The following is an 18,153-nucleotide window of genomic DNA, read 5'->3' on the forward strand; positions in this document are numbered from 1 at the left end:
ATGAGCGCCGCGAACCCCACCATCGGTGCCGTCCCCGGTTCCGACATCGGCGGGCCCGATTGCGCCCCGAACCAGGCCAGCGCGGCCTTGAGCCGTTCATCGTCGAACCAGCTGTCCAGCAGCGCGTCACCGGTCTGCAGGAATTCCCGCGACAGGGCGCTACCACCCGCACGGGCATCCAGGCCCCAGAACGAACGCAGGAGATGGCCCGGGGCCGGGGCGCCCCCGAACGAGCGCATCACCCGGCTTGCGCGCGGTTTCCAGACGGCAACGAAACGCCGGTAGGCCGCCGCGTCACGGTCGCCGCAGGCGGTCGCCACGGACGCGCAGGTGCGGTCGAGATCGCGGTGGAAGACGATCGGGGCCGCGCCGGTATCGGGGCAGGCGGGTACGAAGGCCCACGGGTCGCAGTCGAGATAGCGCAGGCCGAACCGGTCCAGCGCCAACTCCTCGATGATGCCGGTATGCCGGATCATCAGATGTGCCGACGATCCGCGATCCACGCGATGCCCGGGGAAGCGCTCCACGGTCGACACCGCACCGCCCAGGACGCTGTCGCGTTCCAGTACGCGCACCCGGTGGCCCGCCCGGGCCAGATAACACGCGGCGACCAGCGCGTTGTGCCCGGAGCCGACGATCACCGTCGTCATGGCAGCGGAAGTGGTAACGGCCGGCCGAGAATGCCGAAGCGGCGGCTGTCGCCGGCGAAGACGAAATCGCGCAGTACGTCCCGGAAACCCATCCGCCGGTACAGCCGCCAGGCGCGGTTGTCCTCGGCCGATACTTCGGGTGTGGACAGCAGCACCGCGCCTTCGGGCCGGTCGCGCAGGAGTTGGCGGAGCAGGATCGCGCCGATACCGCGACCCTGCGCGCTCGGATGGACGTGCAGTTCGGTGAGTTCGAAGTAGTTGCCGAGCAGCCCCTGGGTCGCCACTTCCGACCAGCCGGACCGCCGCATACCCGCGTGCACCTGCTGCTGCCACCACTGGTGTGGTCCGCCACGATAGCCGTAGGCGATGGCGACGAGGGGCGAGGTGCGGATATCGAAGCCGCCGTGGTCCTCGGGGACGACTGCGGCGACGGCCTGCCAGCCGGCGCGCTGGGTGTGCTCGGTCCACATCGGCGCGCGATGGTGCTCGGTGCCGCGCGGATAGTCCATGGCCGCGACATACACCGACAGTGCGTCGTGCAGCCGGGCGCGCAGGGCGGTGACCGAGAGGTCGACGACGACCGGGGCGGGGAGATGGTTGGGTTTGACGGCGGTCATTGCGGTATCGGTGGGCTCTTTCGCGGTCGGCGGGGCGGAGCTGGGACTTTCCGGCGGGCGAACATGTCGGTGGTCGTCTCTATATTCAAGCTCGAGCCAAACGTTCGAATACCTGTTCGGCCCCCACGGTGCACGCTCAGCCTGCCATACCGGCGGACCGCCACGGGGGTCGGCGGGGGAGATACGGAGGGACGGCCATGGCGGAACGAAACGTTCACCCGGGTCAATCGGGGCGCGCGGGGATGCTGCTGCAACGCGCCGACGGACTGTTGATGGAAGCGGCGGGGGAGCACGACCCCCGGGAGCGATTCCGGGTCGCATATCTGGCCGCGTTGCGTGGGGCGGGGGCGGTACTGGCACTCACCGGCGCCGATTCCGCGCCGCGGGCCCGCTCGCGTAACGCCTGGGTGATGCTGCAGCGCGCCGCGCCCGAATTCGTGATGTGGGCGGACTATTTCAGCGGCCATTCCGCGACCCGTGCGGCGCTGGAGGCCGGTCTGCCGCGCGAAATCGGCGAGACCCGCGCCGATGAGTTCTACGCACGGGTGGGCGCATTCCTTCACGATGTGGAGGATCTGATCGCACCGGCGGCGCGGTTGCGTGCCGCGGGGGACGGGAACGATACGCCGTGAGGACATAGGCAGCCCGTGCCACGGCGCCGTGAGCGGTCCGCGCGCGGCGCCGACGGGAAGAGGCATCGGCTCGGTATGTCAACGAACAGCAGAGCGGGGCCGGGCCGGAAGATCCCGGATGAGTAGGTGCTGCCGACCGGTGGGGCCGCCCGCGGCCGACGACGCACCCCCGGCGTCGGGCGCGGCGCGCTTGCGCTTGCGCCGGCACGGGTCGTCTACCACGGCTTTCGGTACTTGCCGGGCTCGCTGCGATCACGAAGTTCGCTCGGCTGTACCCATATGGTGGTACGGCTCTGAGGGAACTCGTATCATTGGTGACAGATAGCCGCCAAGGGGTTATCTGTCGCCTACCCGGAGGCGACAGCCACGTCCTAGTGCCGGGGGAGGTACCGTGCCACTCTCCGAGCACGAGCAGCGCATGCTCGAACAGATCGAGAGCGCTCTCTATGCTGAGGATCCGAAGTTTGCGTCGTCCGTCCGCGGCGGACGCTTCCGTACGCCGTCGAGTCGCCGCAGACTCCAGGCTGCGGCCCTGTTCTTGATAGGCCTCGTCCTGCTGATCGCCGGTATCGCCCTTCCGGTGCGGCCCGGTGGTTTCCCGATCATCAGTTTGATCGGATTCATCGTGATGTTCGGTGCGGGAGTTCTGGTCCTGCTCGGCGGAACGAAGGGCGGACCGGCGGATGGGGGCGATACGTCCCCGAACGATCCGCCGGCCGCGTCGGGATCGTCGCCGCGCGGCGGTGGTCGCGGTCGGCAACGCCGCTCCGGTGGATTCACCGAGCGGATGGAAGACCGGTTCCGTAGAAGGTTCGAACAGGAGTAGTAGCCCGCCGGGCGAACCTCCCACATATTGCGCCGACAGCGATGCCGCACCGGAATCCGGTGCGGCATCGCTGTCGGCGCTTGTCCGGTGCCGTGCGGCCCGGCCCTCTGGCCGGGCCCGGCGAACGCCCGGACACCTCTTCCCACTTCCCCCCACCGGAGCCCTCCACGACGCCCCACTGCACGCGGTGACGGTGCGTGAACAGGAGGTTTGCTGGAAGTTGACGGGGACCGTTCGGTTCTCCGCGTGCGGACGCGCGCAGGGAGGCAGAGCGCGCGAAAAGTTCGCTCGGCCCGTGATAGCTGGGGTGACCTGCGAAATCCGTGAACCGGGGAGCCACATCACCCCGTGTTTCGATTGAAAGTGGGGGAAAGTGGGGTAATGTGGAGCGCGCACTACAGGAGAGGCCGTAAGGCGCTCGGCCGGCCCAGCCGGCCAACACCATTCGAGGTGGTCCGGTAGGAGGTATCGGGGTTGTTTCTCGGTACTTACACACCTCGGTTGGACGACAAGGGGCGACTCACGTTGCCCGCGAAGTTTCGAGACGATCTGGCGGGAGGGTTGATGGTCACCAAAGGACAGGACCACAGCCTGGCCGTCTATCCGAAGGAAGAGTTCAGTGCGCTCGCCCGGCGAGCTGCTTCGGCATCCCGGAGCAATCCGCAGGCGCGGGCATTCATCCGGGCGCTGGCGGCGGGAACCGACGAACAGCGGCTGGATACGCAGGGCCGGATCGTATTGTCGGCCGAACATCGCCGGTACGCCAACCTCACCCGCGACTGCACGGTCATCGGTTCGGTGGACTTCCTGGAGATTTGGGACAAGCAGGCGTGGGAGACCTACCTCGCCGAACACGAGGAGGACTACGCGCAAGCGAGAGACGAGGCACTGGGCGGAATCTTCTAGCCCGCGGCGAGTGCCACGCGGCCTCTGCCCGGATGCGGACCCTGACGTACTTCCCCGACGCCAGGTGCCGCTTCGGTCAGAGACCCCGCGGCATTCGTCCGGTCACCGATTTCCTTTTGTCGCACATTCTGTGGCCGTCCCCGTCGCGGTGGCGGCGCCGCATCTCACGCATATTTCCGCACCGCTTCGGCGACGGCATCCACGCCGGCGCCGCGGTCCGATACGACCCGCAGCCGGTCGCAAGGCACAATTCCGGGAGGTCAGGTGAACCGTGAGCAGCACGGCACGCGACACGTCCCTGTTCTGCTCACTCGCGCGGCGGAATTGCTCGACCCGGCACTCGACCGGCCGGATGCGGTGTACCTCGACGCCACCCTCGGGCTGGGTGGCCATGCCGAATACTTCCTGCGGACCCATCCCGGTCTGCGCCTGGTAGGGCTGGACCGGGATACCGACGCACTGTCCCATGCCGCCGAACGGTTACGGCCTTTCCGGGACCGGATCACTCTGGTGCACACCCGCTACGACGGGATAGCCGATGCGCTCGCCGAGGCGGGGTTGCCCGCGACGGGGTCGGTGCACGGCCTGTTGATGGACCTCGGTGTCTCGTCCATGCAATTGGACGAAGCCGAACGCGGTTTCGCCTATTCGGTGGACGCGCCGCTGGATATGCGGATGGATCCGACCACCGGTCCTACGGCCGCCGATGTGCTCAACACCTACAGTCACGGTGAACTCGCCCGGGTGCTGAAAACCTATGGCGAGGAACGATTCGCGGGCAAGATCGCGTCGGAGGTCATACGCCGCCGGGCCAAGCAGCCGTTCCGGACCAGTGCCGAATTGGTGAGCCTGCTCTACGACGCCATCCCCGCGGCCGCCCGGCGAACGGGCGGACATCCGGCCAAACGCACCTTCCAGGCCCTGCGGGTGGAGGTGAATGCCGAACTGGAGTCGCTACGGGCCGCGCTGCCCGCCGCGCTGGACGCGTTGTGCCCCGGTGGGCGGATCGTCGTCATGTCGTATCAGTCGCTCGAAGACCGGGTGGTCAAACACGAACTGGCGGACCGGGCGAAATCGCGGACGCCGGTGGACCTTCCGGTCGAACTGCCCGGTATGGGCCCGCTGTTCCGGATCCTGACCCGCGGCGCCGAACAGGCGAGCGCCGCGGAGATCGAGGACAACCCGCGCGCGGCGCCGGTCCGGATGCGGGCCGCGGAGAAGATCGTGCAGGAGGCGGTATGAAGCGGCACCCCCGCCCGTCCGTGCGTACCTTATCCGATCCTGTGGGTATATCGAATTCGATTGTCCCCGAACCAAATATCGAGTACTACAAGGTGTATGCGGTACCCGTGTACCGCACCGTGAGCAGGTGTCCGGCGGCACCGGAGGAGAAGCGGTCGGACACAGCGGACGGATACAGCACAAGGGCACGCGCCAGGACGTCGCGGGCCATCACACCGATACGGGGGTGTCTGGTATGAGTGTGGGAACACGTACCGAAATCGGGCGGCCGGCCCGGCGCGCACACAGCGCCGAGCGGGTGAAATCCGGTGCGGCACAGCGGGCCTACGAGCGCCGCCGGCAGCGGGTGACGACACCCGCCGCGCCGGCCGGTTCGGAACTGACCGGGCGGGCGCCGTTCGTCGCCGCGATCCTGGCCATGTTCGGCTGTGGCCTGGCGCTGACGCTGGTCCTGACGACGCGCGCCGCCGAGGACAGCTACCAGCTCAGCGATGCTCGCGAGGCCAACCGGGTGCTCTCCGACGAACGTGCGGCGTTGCAGCGGGAAGTGGCCGCGGCCGATTCCGCTCCCGTACTCGCCGCCCGCGCCCGGGAACTCGGCATGATTCCCGCCGACGACCCCGCTCGCCTGGTGGTGGCGCCGGACGGAACGATCACTGTGGTCGGTGAGCCCGCGCCGGCGCAGGGCCCGCCCGCACCGCCGCTGAACGCGCCGCCGCGGACGGCCTCGCCCAACGGCGCAGATCCCGGGGAGCGGGTCGTTCCGGTGCCCGCTACGCCGCCGGTGCCCGCCGGGAGTGCCGATCCGGGCAATGTGCTGGCCGCCCCGGGCGCCGACCCCGCACAGCCGCAGCCGGTGCCGGCACCCGGCGGCGCACCGGTACCGGGTCAGCCGCCCGCGGATACCGGCCCCGCGCCGGACAATGCCGGCGCGCCGGCTGCTCCGGTCCCGGGGAACGAGGCGGCACCTCCCGCTGTTCCGGGTCTCGGCGCGCCTGCTGCGGGTGCTCCCGCTCCGGTGGATGGTGCCGCGGTGCCGGATCCGGCCGCACCGGGCGCGGCCGCCGTGCCGCCACCGGCTCCGGTGGGTTCGAACGAAAGCTCGGCCCCGGCCGTACCGCCGCCTGCCGGCGCGCCGGTCGCCGGGGAAGGTCCGGCCGCCGGTGACGGCGGCGCGGCTGTACCGCCACCGGCTCCGGCCGGGGTGCCCGCGGGGGCCCCGGGAGCGGTTGCCGGGGAGGAGATGCGGTGAATCCGCGCGGGTCGGGACGCGGGCGCGGCGTGCCGAAGTCCCGTACCGCGGGGAACCGGGGTTCCGCGAAGGGCCGTCCGGCCCCCGGCCGGCCCAAACGTTCGCGGGCCGGTGCGAAAAAGGACGGGCCCGTGCGGCTGCGGCTGGGCGTGGGCCGGGTGATCATGCTCGTCGCGCTGACCGTGGTGGCGGTGCAGCTGCTGTGGATCCAGACCATTTCCGCGCCCGCACTTTCCGCGCAGGCGGCCGGACAGCGGACCACCTACCAGGACCTGCCCGCCACCCGCGGAACTGTCACCGACCGGCACGGTAAATCGCTGGCACTCACGGTGATCGCGCAGGCGTTGAGCTTCCAGCCGGTGCGGGTGCGCAAAGATCTCGCCGACGCCCGGGCCGCGGACGATACCGCGCCCGAACCCGATGAGCGCCTGCAGGAGATCGCGCGCACCGTACATGAAGTGCTCGGCCCCGACGGGCCCGAAGAGGACGAACTGCTGGACAAACTGCGCAGCGACGAACCTTTCGTGTATCTGGCCCGCAATGTCGATCCCCGTAAGGCCGACACCATTACCGCGAAGTTCCCCGAGGTCGGGTCGGAACGGCAGGACCTGCGTGAATATCCGGGCGGCTCGCTCGCGGCGAATATCGTCGGCGCCACCGGATGGGACGGGCACGGCCGGGTCGGTCTGGAGGGGGCGCTGGATTCGGCACTCGCCGGTACCGACGGTTCCTATACCTACGATCGCGGGTCCGACGGCGCGGTCATCCCGGGTAGCTGGCGCGACCGCCAGCCCGCGGTGGACGGTAACGATGTCGAACTCACCATCGACTCGTATCTGCAGTACTACGTGCAGCAGCAGATCCAGCAGGCCAAGGACCGATCGGGCGCGAAATCCGGGTCCGCGGTGGTGCTGGATGCCAAAACCGGCCAGGTCCTGGCGATGGCCAACGACAATACGTTCAACCCTGCCCTGGGACCGGAACACTGGGATCCCGCCGGACTGGACAACCCCTCGGTGACCCAGCCGTTCGAACCGGGGTCGGTGAACAAGGTGGTGACCGCCGCGGCCGCCATCGAACACGGCCTCACCGATCCGCAGGAAGTGCACCAGGTTCCCGGCAAGATCCAGATGTCGGGGGTGACCGTCGGCGATGCCTGGGAGCACGGCGTCGAGCCCTACACCACCACCGGAATTTTCGGGAAATCCTCCAATGTCGGCACCCTGATGCTGGCGCAGCGCATCGGGGAGGACCGGTTCGCCGATATGCTCGACCGATTCGGCCTGGGCCGGCGGACCGGGGTCGGCTTGCCCGCGGAGAGTTCGGGTCTGCTGCCCGCCCGCGATCAGTGGTCCGGAGGGACCTTCGCGAACCTGCCGATCGGGCAGGGGCTTTCGATGACGACACTGCAGATGACGAGTATGTACCAGGCCATTGCGAACGACGGGGTGCGGGTGCCGCCGCGGATCCTGCGCGCGACGGTCGCACCGGACGGTTCGCGCAGCGAGGAACCGGCACCCGAGGGAGTGCGGGTGGTGAGCCCGGAAACCGCCCGCACCGTGCGGACGATGTTCCAGTCGGTGGTCCAGGACGATCCGACCGGCGTCCAGACCGGTACCGGGGCCGCCGCGGCCGTCGAGGGGTACCGGATCGCCGGGAAGACCGGAACCGCGCAGAAGGTGGACCCGGACTGTGGCTGCTATTCCAGCGATTCCTACTGGATCACCTTCGCTGGTATCGCGCCCGCGGACGACCCCCGGTATGTGATCGGATTGATGCTGGACGCACCGCAACGCAGCTCCGACGGCGGCGGTGGACAGTCGGTGGCGCCGCTGTTCCACGATATCGCCTCCTGGGCGCTGCAGCGCGACCGGATACCGCCGTCGCGGCAACCGGAGCAACAGTTCGTCCTGCAGGCGTCGTGATTCGGCGAACCGGCTTACCCGGCCCGGACGCGGCGTCGGTAACCTGACTCGTCGTCGTATCCGCGCGCTACATCATGCAGAGAGGAACCCCGTGCCCGCGCAGTCCAGCCAGCACGTGCTGCGGCCCGCCCGGCCGCCGTCGACCCCGCTGTCCGATCTGCTGGAAACTATCGCCGCCGACCCGCGGCCGGCGGTGCCCGCCGATCTGCGGATCACCGGTATCGAGCAGCGCTCCGACGCCGTGTTACCCGGTGATCTGTTCGCCGCGCTACCCGGTTCCCGCGCGCACGGCGCCCGGTTCGCCGCGGACGCGGTGGCGCGTGGCGCGGTCGCGGTGCTGACCGATCCCGCGGGCGCCGAGGTGGCGGGTGAGCTGCCGGTGCCGGTGGTGGTACGCGAGAATCCGCGCGCTGTCCTGGGGGAGCTGTCGGCGGCGATCTACGGCCATCCGTCGGAGCGGCTGGCGATCGTCGGGATCACCGGGACCTCCGGTAAGACCACCACCTCCTACCTGGTGGAGGCCGGGCTGGCCGCCGCGGGCCGTTCCACGGCGCTGATCGGCACCATCGAGACCCGGATCGGCGGTCGTCGCGTACCCAGTGCGCTCACCACTCCCGAGGCACCGCAGTTGCACGCCATGTTCGCGCTGATGGTGGAACAGGGTGTGGATGCGGTGGTGATGGAGGTGTCCAGTCACGCGCTGGCGCTGGGCCGGGTGGACGGTGTGCGATTCGCGGTGGGCGCGTTCACCAACCTGACGCAGGACCATCTGGATTTCCACGCCGATTTCGAAGACTATTTCGCCGCCAAACGCCGGTTGTTCGAGCCGGATTCGCCGGTGGCGGCGCGTATCGCGGTGGTGAATATCGACGATGCATGGGGGCGCCGGCTCGCCGACGGGCTGGCCGCGCCGGTGCGGGTCTGTACGACCGGCCCCGCGGACTGGTCGCTGGCCGGGCCTGCGCGCACGCACGGTGGTGAGCAAAATTTCACCGCGGCCGGTCCCGCAGGGGAGACGGCGGTGCGGTTGCGGCTGCCGGGTGACTACAACGTCGCCAACGGATTGCTCGCGCTCGCGGTATGCGCGGCGGCGGGGGTCGATCCGGCCACTGCCGCGCCCGCGCTGGCCACCGTGGACGTACCGGGCCGGATGCAGCGAGTGGATCGGGGACAGGATTTCCTGGCCCTGGTGGATTACGCGCATAAACCCGCGGCCGTGGAATCGGTGATCGCGACCCTCCGCGCCCATCTGGCCGCTGCGGGCGATGCGGGCCGGCTGGCGGTGGTGGTGGGTGCCGGTGGCGATCGCGATACCGGCAAACGTGGACTGATGGGTGCGGCCGCGGCGCGCGGCGCGGATCTGCTGATCGTCACCGACGATAATCCGCGCAGTGAGGATCCGGCCGCGATCCGCGCGGCGCTGGTGGCAGGGGCGAACAGTGTGCCCGCAGAACAGCGCGGCGAAGTACGTGATATCGGCGACCGGACGGCGGCGATCGAGGCCGCCGTCGCCTGGGCGCACGCCGGCGATGTGGTGCTGGTGGCTGGTAAGGGACACGAAGTTGGACAGGAGATCCAGGGCGTGAAATATCCGTTCGACGACCGGGAGGCGCTCACCGCGGCGATCACGTCGACCCGGCCGGGCCGTCCGCAGGGTGCGAATGCGGAGGACTTGACGATTCCATGATCGACATCACCTCGAGGCGTGGCATACGCGGAGCCGGTTACCGGTGGAGACCGCGTAGCTCCGAAAACCTTCCCGGCGGTGGCCGGTGAACCAGGAACCCACCGAGACACCGGACGCCCATGTGCCGGGCAGCCCGTCCCGGCCGCTCCGGGCGGGATTCACACTGCGGGAGGTCGCCGAGATCGTGGGCGGCGAACTCCACGATGTCGACGATCCCGAGGCGGTAGTCACCGGATCGGTCGAATTCGATTCGCGCCGTATCGGTCCGGGCGGTCTTTTCGTCGCGTTGCCCGGGGAACGGGTCGACGGCCACGATTTCGCGGCTACCGCGCTCGCGGCGGGGGCCCTGGCGGTGCTGGCCGCCCGGCCGGTCGGTGTTCCGGCCGTTGTCGTCCCGCCGGTATCCGCCTCCTCGACCAATGCGCTTGCCCTCGAACACGATTCCGACGGTTCCGGCGCCGCGGTCCTGGCCGCGCTGGCGGCGCTGGCCTCGGCCCACGTGCGGCGATTGGTCGCTGCGGGCGGGCTGACCGTTATCGGTGTCACCGGTTCCTCGGGGAAAACCTCGACCAAGGATCTGCTGGCGTCGGTACTGGCGCCACTCGGTCCGGTGGTGGCGCCGCCGGGGTCGTTCAACAACGAACTCGGACATCCGTGGACCGCGCTGCGCGCCGGCCCGGACACCCGGTTCCTGGTACTGGAGATGTCGGCCCGCGGGCCCGGCCATATCGCCGCGCTCGCCCGGGTGGCGCCCCCGAGTATCGGTGTAGTGCTCAACGTCGGTACCGCCCATCTCGGTGAGTTCGGCAGCCGGGAGGCGATCGCCGAGACCAAGGGTGAGCTCGTGGAGGCGCTGCCCGATACCGGCCTGGCCGTCCTCAACACCGACGATTCACAGGTCAGTGCGATGGCCGCGCGGACTTCGGCGCGTGTGCTGATGGTCGGGCAGAGCGCCGGGGCGCAGATCCGGGCGGAGGGAGTCGCGCTCGACGAGCAGGCCCGCGCCTCGTTCACGTTGCGCACCCCGCAGGGCGACCGCGACATCACCCTGGCCGTCCACGGCGAACACCAGGTGGGCAACGCACTGTCGGCGGCCGCGGTGGCGCTGGAATGCGGCGCCGATCTCGATACGCTCGCGGCCGCGCTCGCCGGGGCCCGCGCGGTCTCGGCACGCCGGATGGATGTACGCACCAGCGCCGCCGGAGTCACGGTGATCAACGATTCCTACAACGCCAACCCCGATTCCATGCGGGCCGCGCTCAAAGCACTGGTCACCATGGCCCGGTCGGGTGATACGGAGCATCGCAGCTGGGCGGTGCTCGGGGAGATGGCCGAACTCGGGCCGGAATCGGTGGTCGAACACGACGGTATCGGCCGCCTGGCGGTCCGCCTGGATGTGGACCGGCTGATCGTGGTCGGTACCGGACGGCCCTCCCGGGGCATGCACCAGGGAGCGGTCATGGAAGGCTCATGGGGTGAGGAGTCGGTGCTCGTCCCGGATATCGAAGCGGCCGTACAGTTGCTCGACGACGAAGTCGAAGCGGGTGATGTGGTGCTGGTGAAAGCATCGCAGTCGGTCGGACTCTGGGCGGTGGCCGAGAAACTGCTGGCCGCGGGAAGCAAGAACACGGGTGCCGGTACTCCGGCGCCGGGCGGCTCGACCGCCGATGGGGCAGGCACGGAGGCAGTGCGTTGAGACAGATCTTGTTCGCGGCGGCGATCGCACTGACGGTGTCGATCCTGTTGACCCCGCTGCTGATCCGGATATTCGCCCGGCGCGGTTTCGGGCAGGAGATCCGGGTCGACGGACCGGCCAGCCACCAGTCCAAGCGGGGCACTCCCACGATGGGTGGCGTCGCGATCATCATCGGTATGTGGGCCGGGTACCTGGGTTCGCATCTCATCGGTATCGGCTACGACGCCGAGGGGCCCACCGCTTCCGCGCTGCTGGTGCTGGGCCTGGCCACGGCGCTGGGCGTGGTCGGATTCATCGACGATTTCATCAAGCTCCGCAAGGGCCGCAACCTCGGGCTCACGGCGGCCGGTAAGTATCTGGGACAGGTCACCGCCGCGGTCGTGTTCGGTGTGCTGGCCCTGCAGTTCCCGGGCGGTAACGGGCTCACCCCGGCCGGCCGGCAACTGTCGTATGTACGCGATATCAACACCGTCACCATGAGCGTGGTGGTGTTCCTGGCGTTCATCTGTTTCATCGTCGTGGCCTGGTCGAATGCGGTGAACCTCACCGACGGCCTGGACGGCCTCGCCGCCGGGTCGATGAGCTTGGTGCTCGGCGGCTACGTGGTCATCACGTTCTGGCAGTACTACCACTCGTGCGAGACCAAACCCGAGACCGGCTGCTACAACGTGCGTGACCCGCTGGATCTCGCGCTGGTCTGCGCTGCCGGCACCGCGGCGTGTATCGGATTCCTGTGGTGGAACGCGGCACCCGCCAAGATCTTCATGGGCGATACCGGTTCGCTGGCGCTGGGTGGTCTGCTCGCCGGTATTTCCGTCACCACCCGCACCGAACTGCTGATGGTCGTCATCGGCGCGCTGTTCGTCGCCGAAGCGGCGTCGGTCGCGCTGCAGGTCGCGGTCTTCCGTACCACCCGCAACCGGTTGTTCAAGATGGCGCCGTTCCATCATCATTTCGAACTGAGCAAATGGGCGGAGACGACGGTGATCATCAGATTCTGGTTGCTGGCCGCGATGGCCTCGGCGGCCGGACTCGCCTTGTTCTACAGCGAATATCTCTCGGCGGTCGGGTGAACTGACGATGGAGGATCATGCACCACGGGCCCTGCGGTCACCGGGGCCGATGCTGGAATTCTTGCGCGGCCGGGAAGTACTGGTCGCCGGCTGGGGAGTGTCGGGTCGTTCGCTGATCGCGCCGCTGCGCGATATCGGAGCCAAGCCGGTCGTCACCGACAACGGAGCCCGCGCACTGGCCGAGGCGGCCGAACTGGGGCTCGATATCGCCCCGACACCCGAATTGGAGAACACCGATTGGTCGCGGTTCGCGCTGGTGATCACCAGCCCGGGCTGGCGGCCGGATTCGCCCGTGCTGGCCTCGGCGGTGGCGGAGGGGATCCCGGTCTGGGGCGATGTGGAGTTCGCCTGGTGGGTCGATCAGGCCCGGCTCTACGGCCCGGTACGGAAATGGCTGGTGATCACCGGAACCAACGGTAAAACCACCACCACCGCGATGACCCACTCCATTCTGCGGGCCGCAGGCATCCCCAGCGTGGCCTGCGGGAATATCGGCCTGCCCATCCTGGACGCATTACGCCGCAGCCCGGGGCCGCAGGTGCTGGCAGTGGAACTGTCCTCGTTCCAGCTGCACTGGGCGCCCTCGGTACGCCCGGAGGCCGGTGTGGTGCTGAACGTGGCCGAGGACCATCTGGACTGGCACGGCGGACTCGACGCCTATGCCGCAGCCAAGGCGCGGGCCCTGCTGGGCCGCATCGGGGTCGTCGGGCTCGACGATCCGATCGCGGCAGGCCTGGCCCGCCGGTCCAAGGCACGCCGCACCATCGGGTTCCGTATCGGTGTGCCCGCCGACGGTGAACTCGGCGTGGTCGACGGCAAACTCCTCGACCGCGCATTCACCAAGGCGGCGATCCTGGCCGAGTCCAAGGAGATCAGTCCACCCGGCCCGGCCGGTATCGCCGATGCGCTGGCCGCGGCCGCGCTCACCCGGGCGATCGATGTGGCGCCGCAGTTCGTCCGCGAGGGGCTGGTGGCGCACAAGGTCGGCCCGCATCGGTCGGCGCTGGTGCGGGAACTGGGCGGGGTGGAGTTCGTCGACGATTCCAAGGCCACCAACCCGCATGCCGCGCGCTCGTCGATCCTCGGTCACCAGCATGTGATCTGGCTGGCGGGTGGCCAGCTGAAGGGTGCCGGTGTCGAGGACCTGGTGGAGGAGGTGGCCGAGCGGCTGGTCGCCGTGGTGTTGTTCGGTATGGACGCCCCCGTGATCGCGGCCGCGCTGGCGCGACACGCACCGGAAGTCCCCGTCCTGGAGCTGGATACGCGAGACGATTCCGGCATGGGTCAGGCCCTCATGAACGAAGCGATCACCGGCACGCCGGATTACGCTGTCGGCGACGCGGTCATGGCCCGCGCGGTACGGGAGGCGGCGGCCTTCGCCGGGCCGGGCGATACGGTGCTGCTGGCACCGGCGGCGGCTTCGTTCGATATGTTCACCGATTACACCCACCGGGGCCGCAGTTTTGCCGGCGCGGTCGAAGAGCTGAAGGACGAGGACCTCGGGCGGCGGTTATGAGCCCGCGCGGTACGCGACAGGTGCAGGTCGGCCGATTCGGCGCCTGGCTGGCGCGACCGCTCGCCTCGTTCCACCTGGTGGTCACCATCGCCACCCTGCTCACCGTGCTGGGCCTGGTGATGGTGCTGTCCGCGTCGAGCGTGGAATCCTACGCCGACGGCGGATCGGCCTATGCGCTGTTCATCCAGCAGGCCATGTACGCGGTGATCGGCGCGGTGCTGTTCTATCTGGCGCTGCGGATCCCGCTGCGCTGGCTGCGGCAGGTGTCGTTTCCGCTGTTCGCGGCGTCGGTACTGCTATTGGCGCTGGTACTGATCCCCGGGGTGGGCAGTACTGTCAACGGCGCACGCCGCTGGATCGACCTGGGCTTGTTCTCGATCCAGCCGTCCGAGGTCGTGAAGGTGACCTTCGTGATCTGGGGCGCCCACCTGCTGGTTTCGCGCCGCGCAGCGGCCCGGGCCGCCAACGATCCCGGTGGACTCAAGAACCTGCTGGTGCCGCTGGTGCCCGCCGGGCTGCTGGTCTGCCTGCTGATCGTGCTGCAGCCGAACCTGTCCACCACCATTGCCATGGGTATCGTCCTGCTGGCGCTGCTGTGGTTCGGCGGCCTGCCGATGCGGCTGTTCCTGGCGATCCTCGCCTCCGGCGCCATCGCCGCCCTGGTACTGGCGCTGTCGGCGGGGTACCGCTCGGACCGGATGCGGGCGTTCTTCAACCCCGGCGACGATCCGCAGGGCATCAACTACCAGGCCCGCCAGGCGACGTACTCGCTCGCCGACGGCGGGCTGTGGGGTCGCGGGCTGGGACAGAGCCGGGCCAAATGGAGCTACCTGCCCAACTCGCACAACGATTTCATCTTCGCCATCATCGGTGAAGAACTGGGCTTCCTGGGGTGTGCCCTGGTGCTGGGTCTGTTCGCGCTGTTCGTCTACACCGGTCTGCGGATCGCGGCGCGTTCGGTGGACCCCTTCCTGCGGTTGCTCACCGCCACCGCCACCACCTGGATCACCGCTCAGGCGCTCATCAACATCGGGTACGTGGTCGGCCTGCTGCCGGTGACCGGCCTGCAGCTGCCGCTGGTGTCGGCCGGTGGTTCGTCGCTCGCGCTGACCCTGCTGATGTTCGGCATCATCGCCAACGCCGCCCGGCACGAACCCGAGGCGGTGGCGGCGCTGCACGCCGGGCAGGACGGCCGGGTCAGCCGGCTGCTGCGCCTGCCCAAACCGGAGATCTACCACCCGCCCCGGTCGCGTTCGGGGGCACCGGCCGCCGGCGCGAAAGCACCCGCCCGCGCGACCCCGCGCGACGGCGACCGGCCGCGTACCCGCACCCGGGCCAACAGCCGCGGTACCGATACGCTGCGGGCGACGCGGGCCTGGGAACCCAGCTATTCGGTGACACACGGACGAGAACGGGGAAAGTACAGGTGAGCGCAGCTCAGTCCGCCCACGAGGATTCGACCCGGCCGGAAGCGGGCCGGGCGGATCCGGCGCCGCGTGCGGACGCGATATCGGTGATCGTTGCCGGCGGCGGCACCGCGGGGCATATCGAACCGGCCCTGGCCGTGGCCGATGCGCTGCGCCGGCTGGCCCCGGGCACCCGGGTGACCGCGCTGGGCACCCGGCGCGGGCTGGAAACGACGCTGGTTCCCGAGCGCGGCTACCCGCTCGAGCTGATCCCGCCGGTGCCGCTGCCGCGGAAACCGAGTATGGATCTGCTGCGGTTGCCGGGCCGGGTACGGGCCTCGGTGGCGCGTACCCGGGAGATCATCGACACGGTCGATGCCGATGTGATCGTCGGATTCGGCGGCTATGTCGCGCTGCCGGCCTATCTGGCCGCCGGGTCCGGTGTGCTGCGCCGCCGGCGTGCCGTGCCGATCGTGGTGCACGAGGCCAATGCCAAAGCCGGAATCGCGAACAAGGTCGGCGCCCGCCGTGCCGCGCGGGTACTGGCGGCGGTCCCGGATTCGGGACTCCACGCCGATGTGGTCGGGATCCCGGTGCGTTCGGCGATCACCTCGCTGGACCGGGCCGGACTGCGGGCGCAGGCCCGCGACCATTTCGGGCTACCCGCCGAGGGGCCGGTGCTGCTGGTGTTCGGCGGATCGCAGGGCGCACGGTCGATCAACGACGCGATCTCCGGCGCCGCCCCGCAACTGGCCGCGGCCGGTATCTCGGTGCTGCACGCGCACGGCCCGAAGAACACCCTCGAGGTGCCGTCCCCGGATCCTCGCGCACCTTACGTCGCCGTGCCCTATCTTTCGCGGATGGACCTGGCCTACGCGGCCGCCGACGCAGTGGTCTGCCGGAGCGGCGCGATGACCGTCGCCGAAGTATCGGCGGTGGGCCTGCCGGCGGTGTATGTGCCGCTACCACACGGAAACGGCGAACAGGAACTCAATGCCCGGCCCGTTGTCGCTGCCGGTGGTGGCAGAATCGTCGGTGACCCGCAACTGTCCGCGAAGTATGTGATCGAAGAGGTGATACCGCTGCTCACGGATTCTGCACGCATAGCCGAGATGGGCCGCGCCGCCGCCGGTGCCGGTCACCGCGACGCCGCCGACGAGGTCGCGCGGATCGTGCTGCGGGCGGCGGGCCGGTGAGCGAGGAGCAGGTGACGGCGGTTCCCGCCGGACCGGGCACGCTCCCGCCGGAGCTGCTCCGGGTACATATGGTCGGAATCGGTGGCGCCGGAATGTCGGGGATCGCCCGGATCCTGTTGTCGCGCGGGGGTGCGGTGTCCGGTTCCGATGCCAAGGAGAGCCGCGGTGTGCTGGCCCTGCGGGCGCGCGGGGCGCAGGTGCGCATCGGCCACGACGCCGGCGCACTGGACCTGCTGCCCGGCGGCCCCACGGTGGTGGTCACGACCTACGCCGCCATTCCCAAAACCAACCCCGAACTGGTCGAGGCCCGGCGCCGCGATATTCCGGTGGTGCTGCGGCCGGCGGTCCTCGCCGCCTTGATGAGCGGCCATCGCACCCTGCTGGTCTCGGGGACACACGGTAAGACCTCCACCACCTCCATGCTCATCGTCGCGCTGCAGCACTGCGGGCTGGACCCGTCGTTCGCGGTGGGGGGCGAGCTCAACGAGGCGGGTACCAATGCCCATCACGGCAGCGGTGACACCTTCGTCGCCGAGGCCGACGAGAGCGACGGATCGCTACTGCAGTACGACCCGGATGTCGCCGTGGTCACCAATATCGAATCCGATCATCTCGACTTCTTCGGCTCCGACGATGCCTACGTACAGGTTTTCGACGATTTCACCGACCGGCTCGCCGCCGGCGGACTGCTGGTGGTGTGCCTGGACGATCCGGGCGCGCGGGCCCTCGCCGAGCGGGTCGGACCGCGGCTGGCCGAGCGCGGGGTCGGGGTCCTCGGTTACGGCTCCGGGGACCTGCCCGATGCACCGGTTCCGGTCGGTGTCCGGCTGCACAGCTGGGAACCGCGGGATGTGGGCGGTATCGCCCAGTTCCAGCTCAGCGGCGAACCCGCGCCGCGTACCCTGCGGCTCTCGGTACCGGGCCGGCATATGGCGCTCAACGCCTTGGCCGCACTGCTGGCCGCGCGTGCCGCGGGCGCCGATATCGACGAGATCATCCAGGGGCTGGAGGGTTTCGGTGGCGTCCATCGCCGGTTCCAGTTCGTGGGCCGGGAGAACGGCGTCCGCGTTTTCGACGATTACGCCCACCATCCCACCGAGGTCCGCGCCGTGCTCGGCGCCGCCGCGGAACTGGTCGATCAGGAGGCGCGCGACGGTGCGCGGTCGCGCCGCGGCCGGGTGATCGTGGTCTTCCAGCCGCACCTGTACAGCCGCACCGCGACTTTCGCCGCCGAATTCGGGGCCGCACTCGATCTGGCCGACGAGGTGGTGGTGCTCGATGTGTTCGGCGCCCGGGAGGAACCCTTACCCGGGGTCAACGGTGCCCTCGTCGCCCAGTCGGTCGGCAAACCCGTGCACTACCAGCCGGATATGTCGCGGGTGGGCCGGCAGGTGGCCGGTCTGGCCCAGCCCGGCGATGTGGTGATCACGATGGGCGCCGGAGATGTCACCATGCTGGGCAGCCAGATCCTGGACGGACTACGCGCGCGTCCGCAGTACGGGCGGTGACGCGGAGTGCGGTCCGGGGCG

Annotated in this window: 15 protein-coding genes; 13 read left to right on the plus strand and 2 right to left on the minus strand. The window is 69.5% G+C overall.

The genetic code is table 11. From position 1 onward, the window contains the following. The coding region (locus ON22_RS09225; protein WP_043739959.1) for a phytoene desaturase family protein at window positions 1-650 on the minus strand (650 nt) is incomplete at its 3' end. Continuing rightward, complete coding sequence (locus tag ON22_RS09230) at window positions 647-1,267, minus strand: GNAT family N-acetyltransferase (RefSeq protein ID WP_033245097.1); 621 nt, start codon at window positions 1,265-1,267, stop codon at window positions 647-649. The genes ON22_RS09230 and ON22_RS09225, both read right to left, overlap by 4 nt. Before the next feature lie 197 nt (window positions 1,268-1,464). Between ON22_RS09230 and ON22_RS09235 the strand changes: the two genes are divergently transcribed. The 13 genes from ON22_RS09235 to murC all read left to right on the plus strand — a co-directional run bounded on the left by ON22_RS09235 (window position 1,465) and on the right by murC (window position 18,132). Next, window positions 1,465-1,899, plus strand: a complete 435-nt coding sequence (locus tag ON22_RS09235; RefSeq protein WP_231508640.1) for an SAV_6107 family HEPN domain-containing protein — start codon at window positions 1,465-1,467, stop codon at window positions 1,897-1,899. Window positions 1,900-2,290: 391 nt separating this feature from the next. Further along, window positions 2,291-2,725 (plus strand): SCO2097 family morphological protein, encoded by a 435-nt coding sequence (locus ON22_RS09240; protein ID WP_033245099.1) that lies wholly within the window; start codon window positions 2,291-2,293, stop codon window positions 2,723-2,725. Between the two features lie 474 nt (window positions 2,726-3,199). After that, on the plus strand, window positions 3,200-3,631 hold the full coding sequence (mraZ, locus tag ON22_RS09245; RefSeq protein WP_033245100.1) for a division/cell wall cluster transcriptional repressor MraZ: 432 nt from the start codon (window positions 3,200-3,202) through the stop codon (window positions 3,629-3,631). A gap of 264 nt (window positions 3,632-3,895) precedes the next feature. Beyond that, the gene (gene rsmH / locus ON22_RS09250; protein ID WP_033245101.1) at window positions 3,896-4,873 is read left to right on the plus strand and encodes a 16S rRNA (cytosine(1402)-N(4))-methyltransferase RsmH; all 978 of its coding nucleotides are present in this window, start codon (window positions 3,896-3,898) and stop codon (window positions 4,871-4,873) included. Between the two features lie 235 nt (window positions 4,874-5,108). Beyond that, window positions 5,109-6,125, plus strand: a complete 1,017-nt coding sequence (gene ftsL / locus ON22_RS37390; protein ID WP_063820561.1) for a cell division protein FtsL — start codon at window positions 5,109-5,111, stop codon at window positions 6,123-6,125. 164 nt (window positions 6,126-6,289) lie between these two features. Further along, on the plus strand, window positions 6,290-8,050 hold the full coding sequence (locus ON22_RS09260) for a peptidoglycan D,D-transpeptidase FtsI family protein (RefSeq protein ID WP_033245422.1): 1,761 nt from the start codon (window positions 6,290-6,292) through the stop codon (window positions 8,048-8,050). A gap of 91 nt (window positions 8,051-8,141) precedes the next feature. Further along, complete coding sequence (locus ON22_RS09265; RefSeq protein ID WP_081595441.1) at window positions 8,142-9,737, plus strand: UDP-N-acetylmuramoyl-L-alanyl-D-glutamate--2,6-diaminopimelate ligase; 1,596 nt, start codon at window positions 8,142-8,144, stop codon at window positions 9,735-9,737. A 121-nt stretch (window positions 9,738-9,858) separates the two neighbouring features. Then, complete coding sequence (locus tag ON22_RS09270; protein ID WP_051157363.1) at window positions 9,859-11,433, plus strand: UDP-N-acetylmuramoyl-tripeptide--D-alanyl-D-alanine ligase; 1,575 nt, start codon at window positions 9,859-9,861, stop codon at window positions 11,431-11,433. Next, complete coding sequence (gene mraY, locus ON22_RS09275) at window positions 11,430-12,506, plus strand: phospho-N-acetylmuramoyl-pentapeptide-transferase (RefSeq protein WP_033245102.1); 1,077 nt, start codon at window positions 11,430-11,432, stop codon at window positions 12,504-12,506. The genes ON22_RS09270 and mraY overlap by 4 nt, the downstream gene beginning before the upstream one ends. Window positions 12,507-12,555: 49 nt before the next feature. Continuing rightward, window positions 12,556-14,022, plus strand: coding sequence for a UDP-N-acetylmuramoyl-L-alanine--D-glutamate ligase (gene murD, locus ON22_RS09280; RefSeq protein ID WP_033245425.1), 1,467 nt, complete (start codon window positions 12,556-12,558; stop codon window positions 14,020-14,022). Beyond that, on the plus strand, window positions 14,019-15,452 hold the full coding sequence (gene ftsW, locus ON22_RS09285; RefSeq protein ID WP_051157355.1) for a putative lipid II flippase FtsW: 1,434 nt from the start codon (window positions 14,019-14,021) through the stop codon (window positions 15,450-15,452). The genes murD and ftsW overlap by 4 nt, the downstream gene beginning before the upstream one ends. Window positions 15,453-15,529: 77 nt before the next feature. After that, complete coding sequence (murG, locus tag ON22_RS09290) at window positions 15,530-16,624, plus strand: undecaprenyldiphospho-muramoylpentapeptide beta-N-acetylglucosaminyltransferase (RefSeq protein ID WP_033245427.1); 1,095 nt, start codon at window positions 15,530-15,532, stop codon at window positions 16,622-16,624. 68 nt (window positions 16,625-16,692) lie between these two features. Then, window positions 16,693-18,132, plus strand: coding sequence for a UDP-N-acetylmuramate--L-alanine ligase (gene murC / locus ON22_RS09295; RefSeq protein ID WP_051157364.1), 1,440 nt, complete (start codon window positions 16,693-16,695; stop codon window positions 18,130-18,132). Window positions 18,133-18,153 lie beyond the last annotated feature (21 nt).

It is taken from the genome of Nocardia carnea NBRC 14403 (assembly GCF_000308515.1).
GTDB lineage: Bacteria > Actinomycetota > Actinomycetes > Mycobacteriales > Mycobacteriaceae > Nocardia > Nocardia carnea.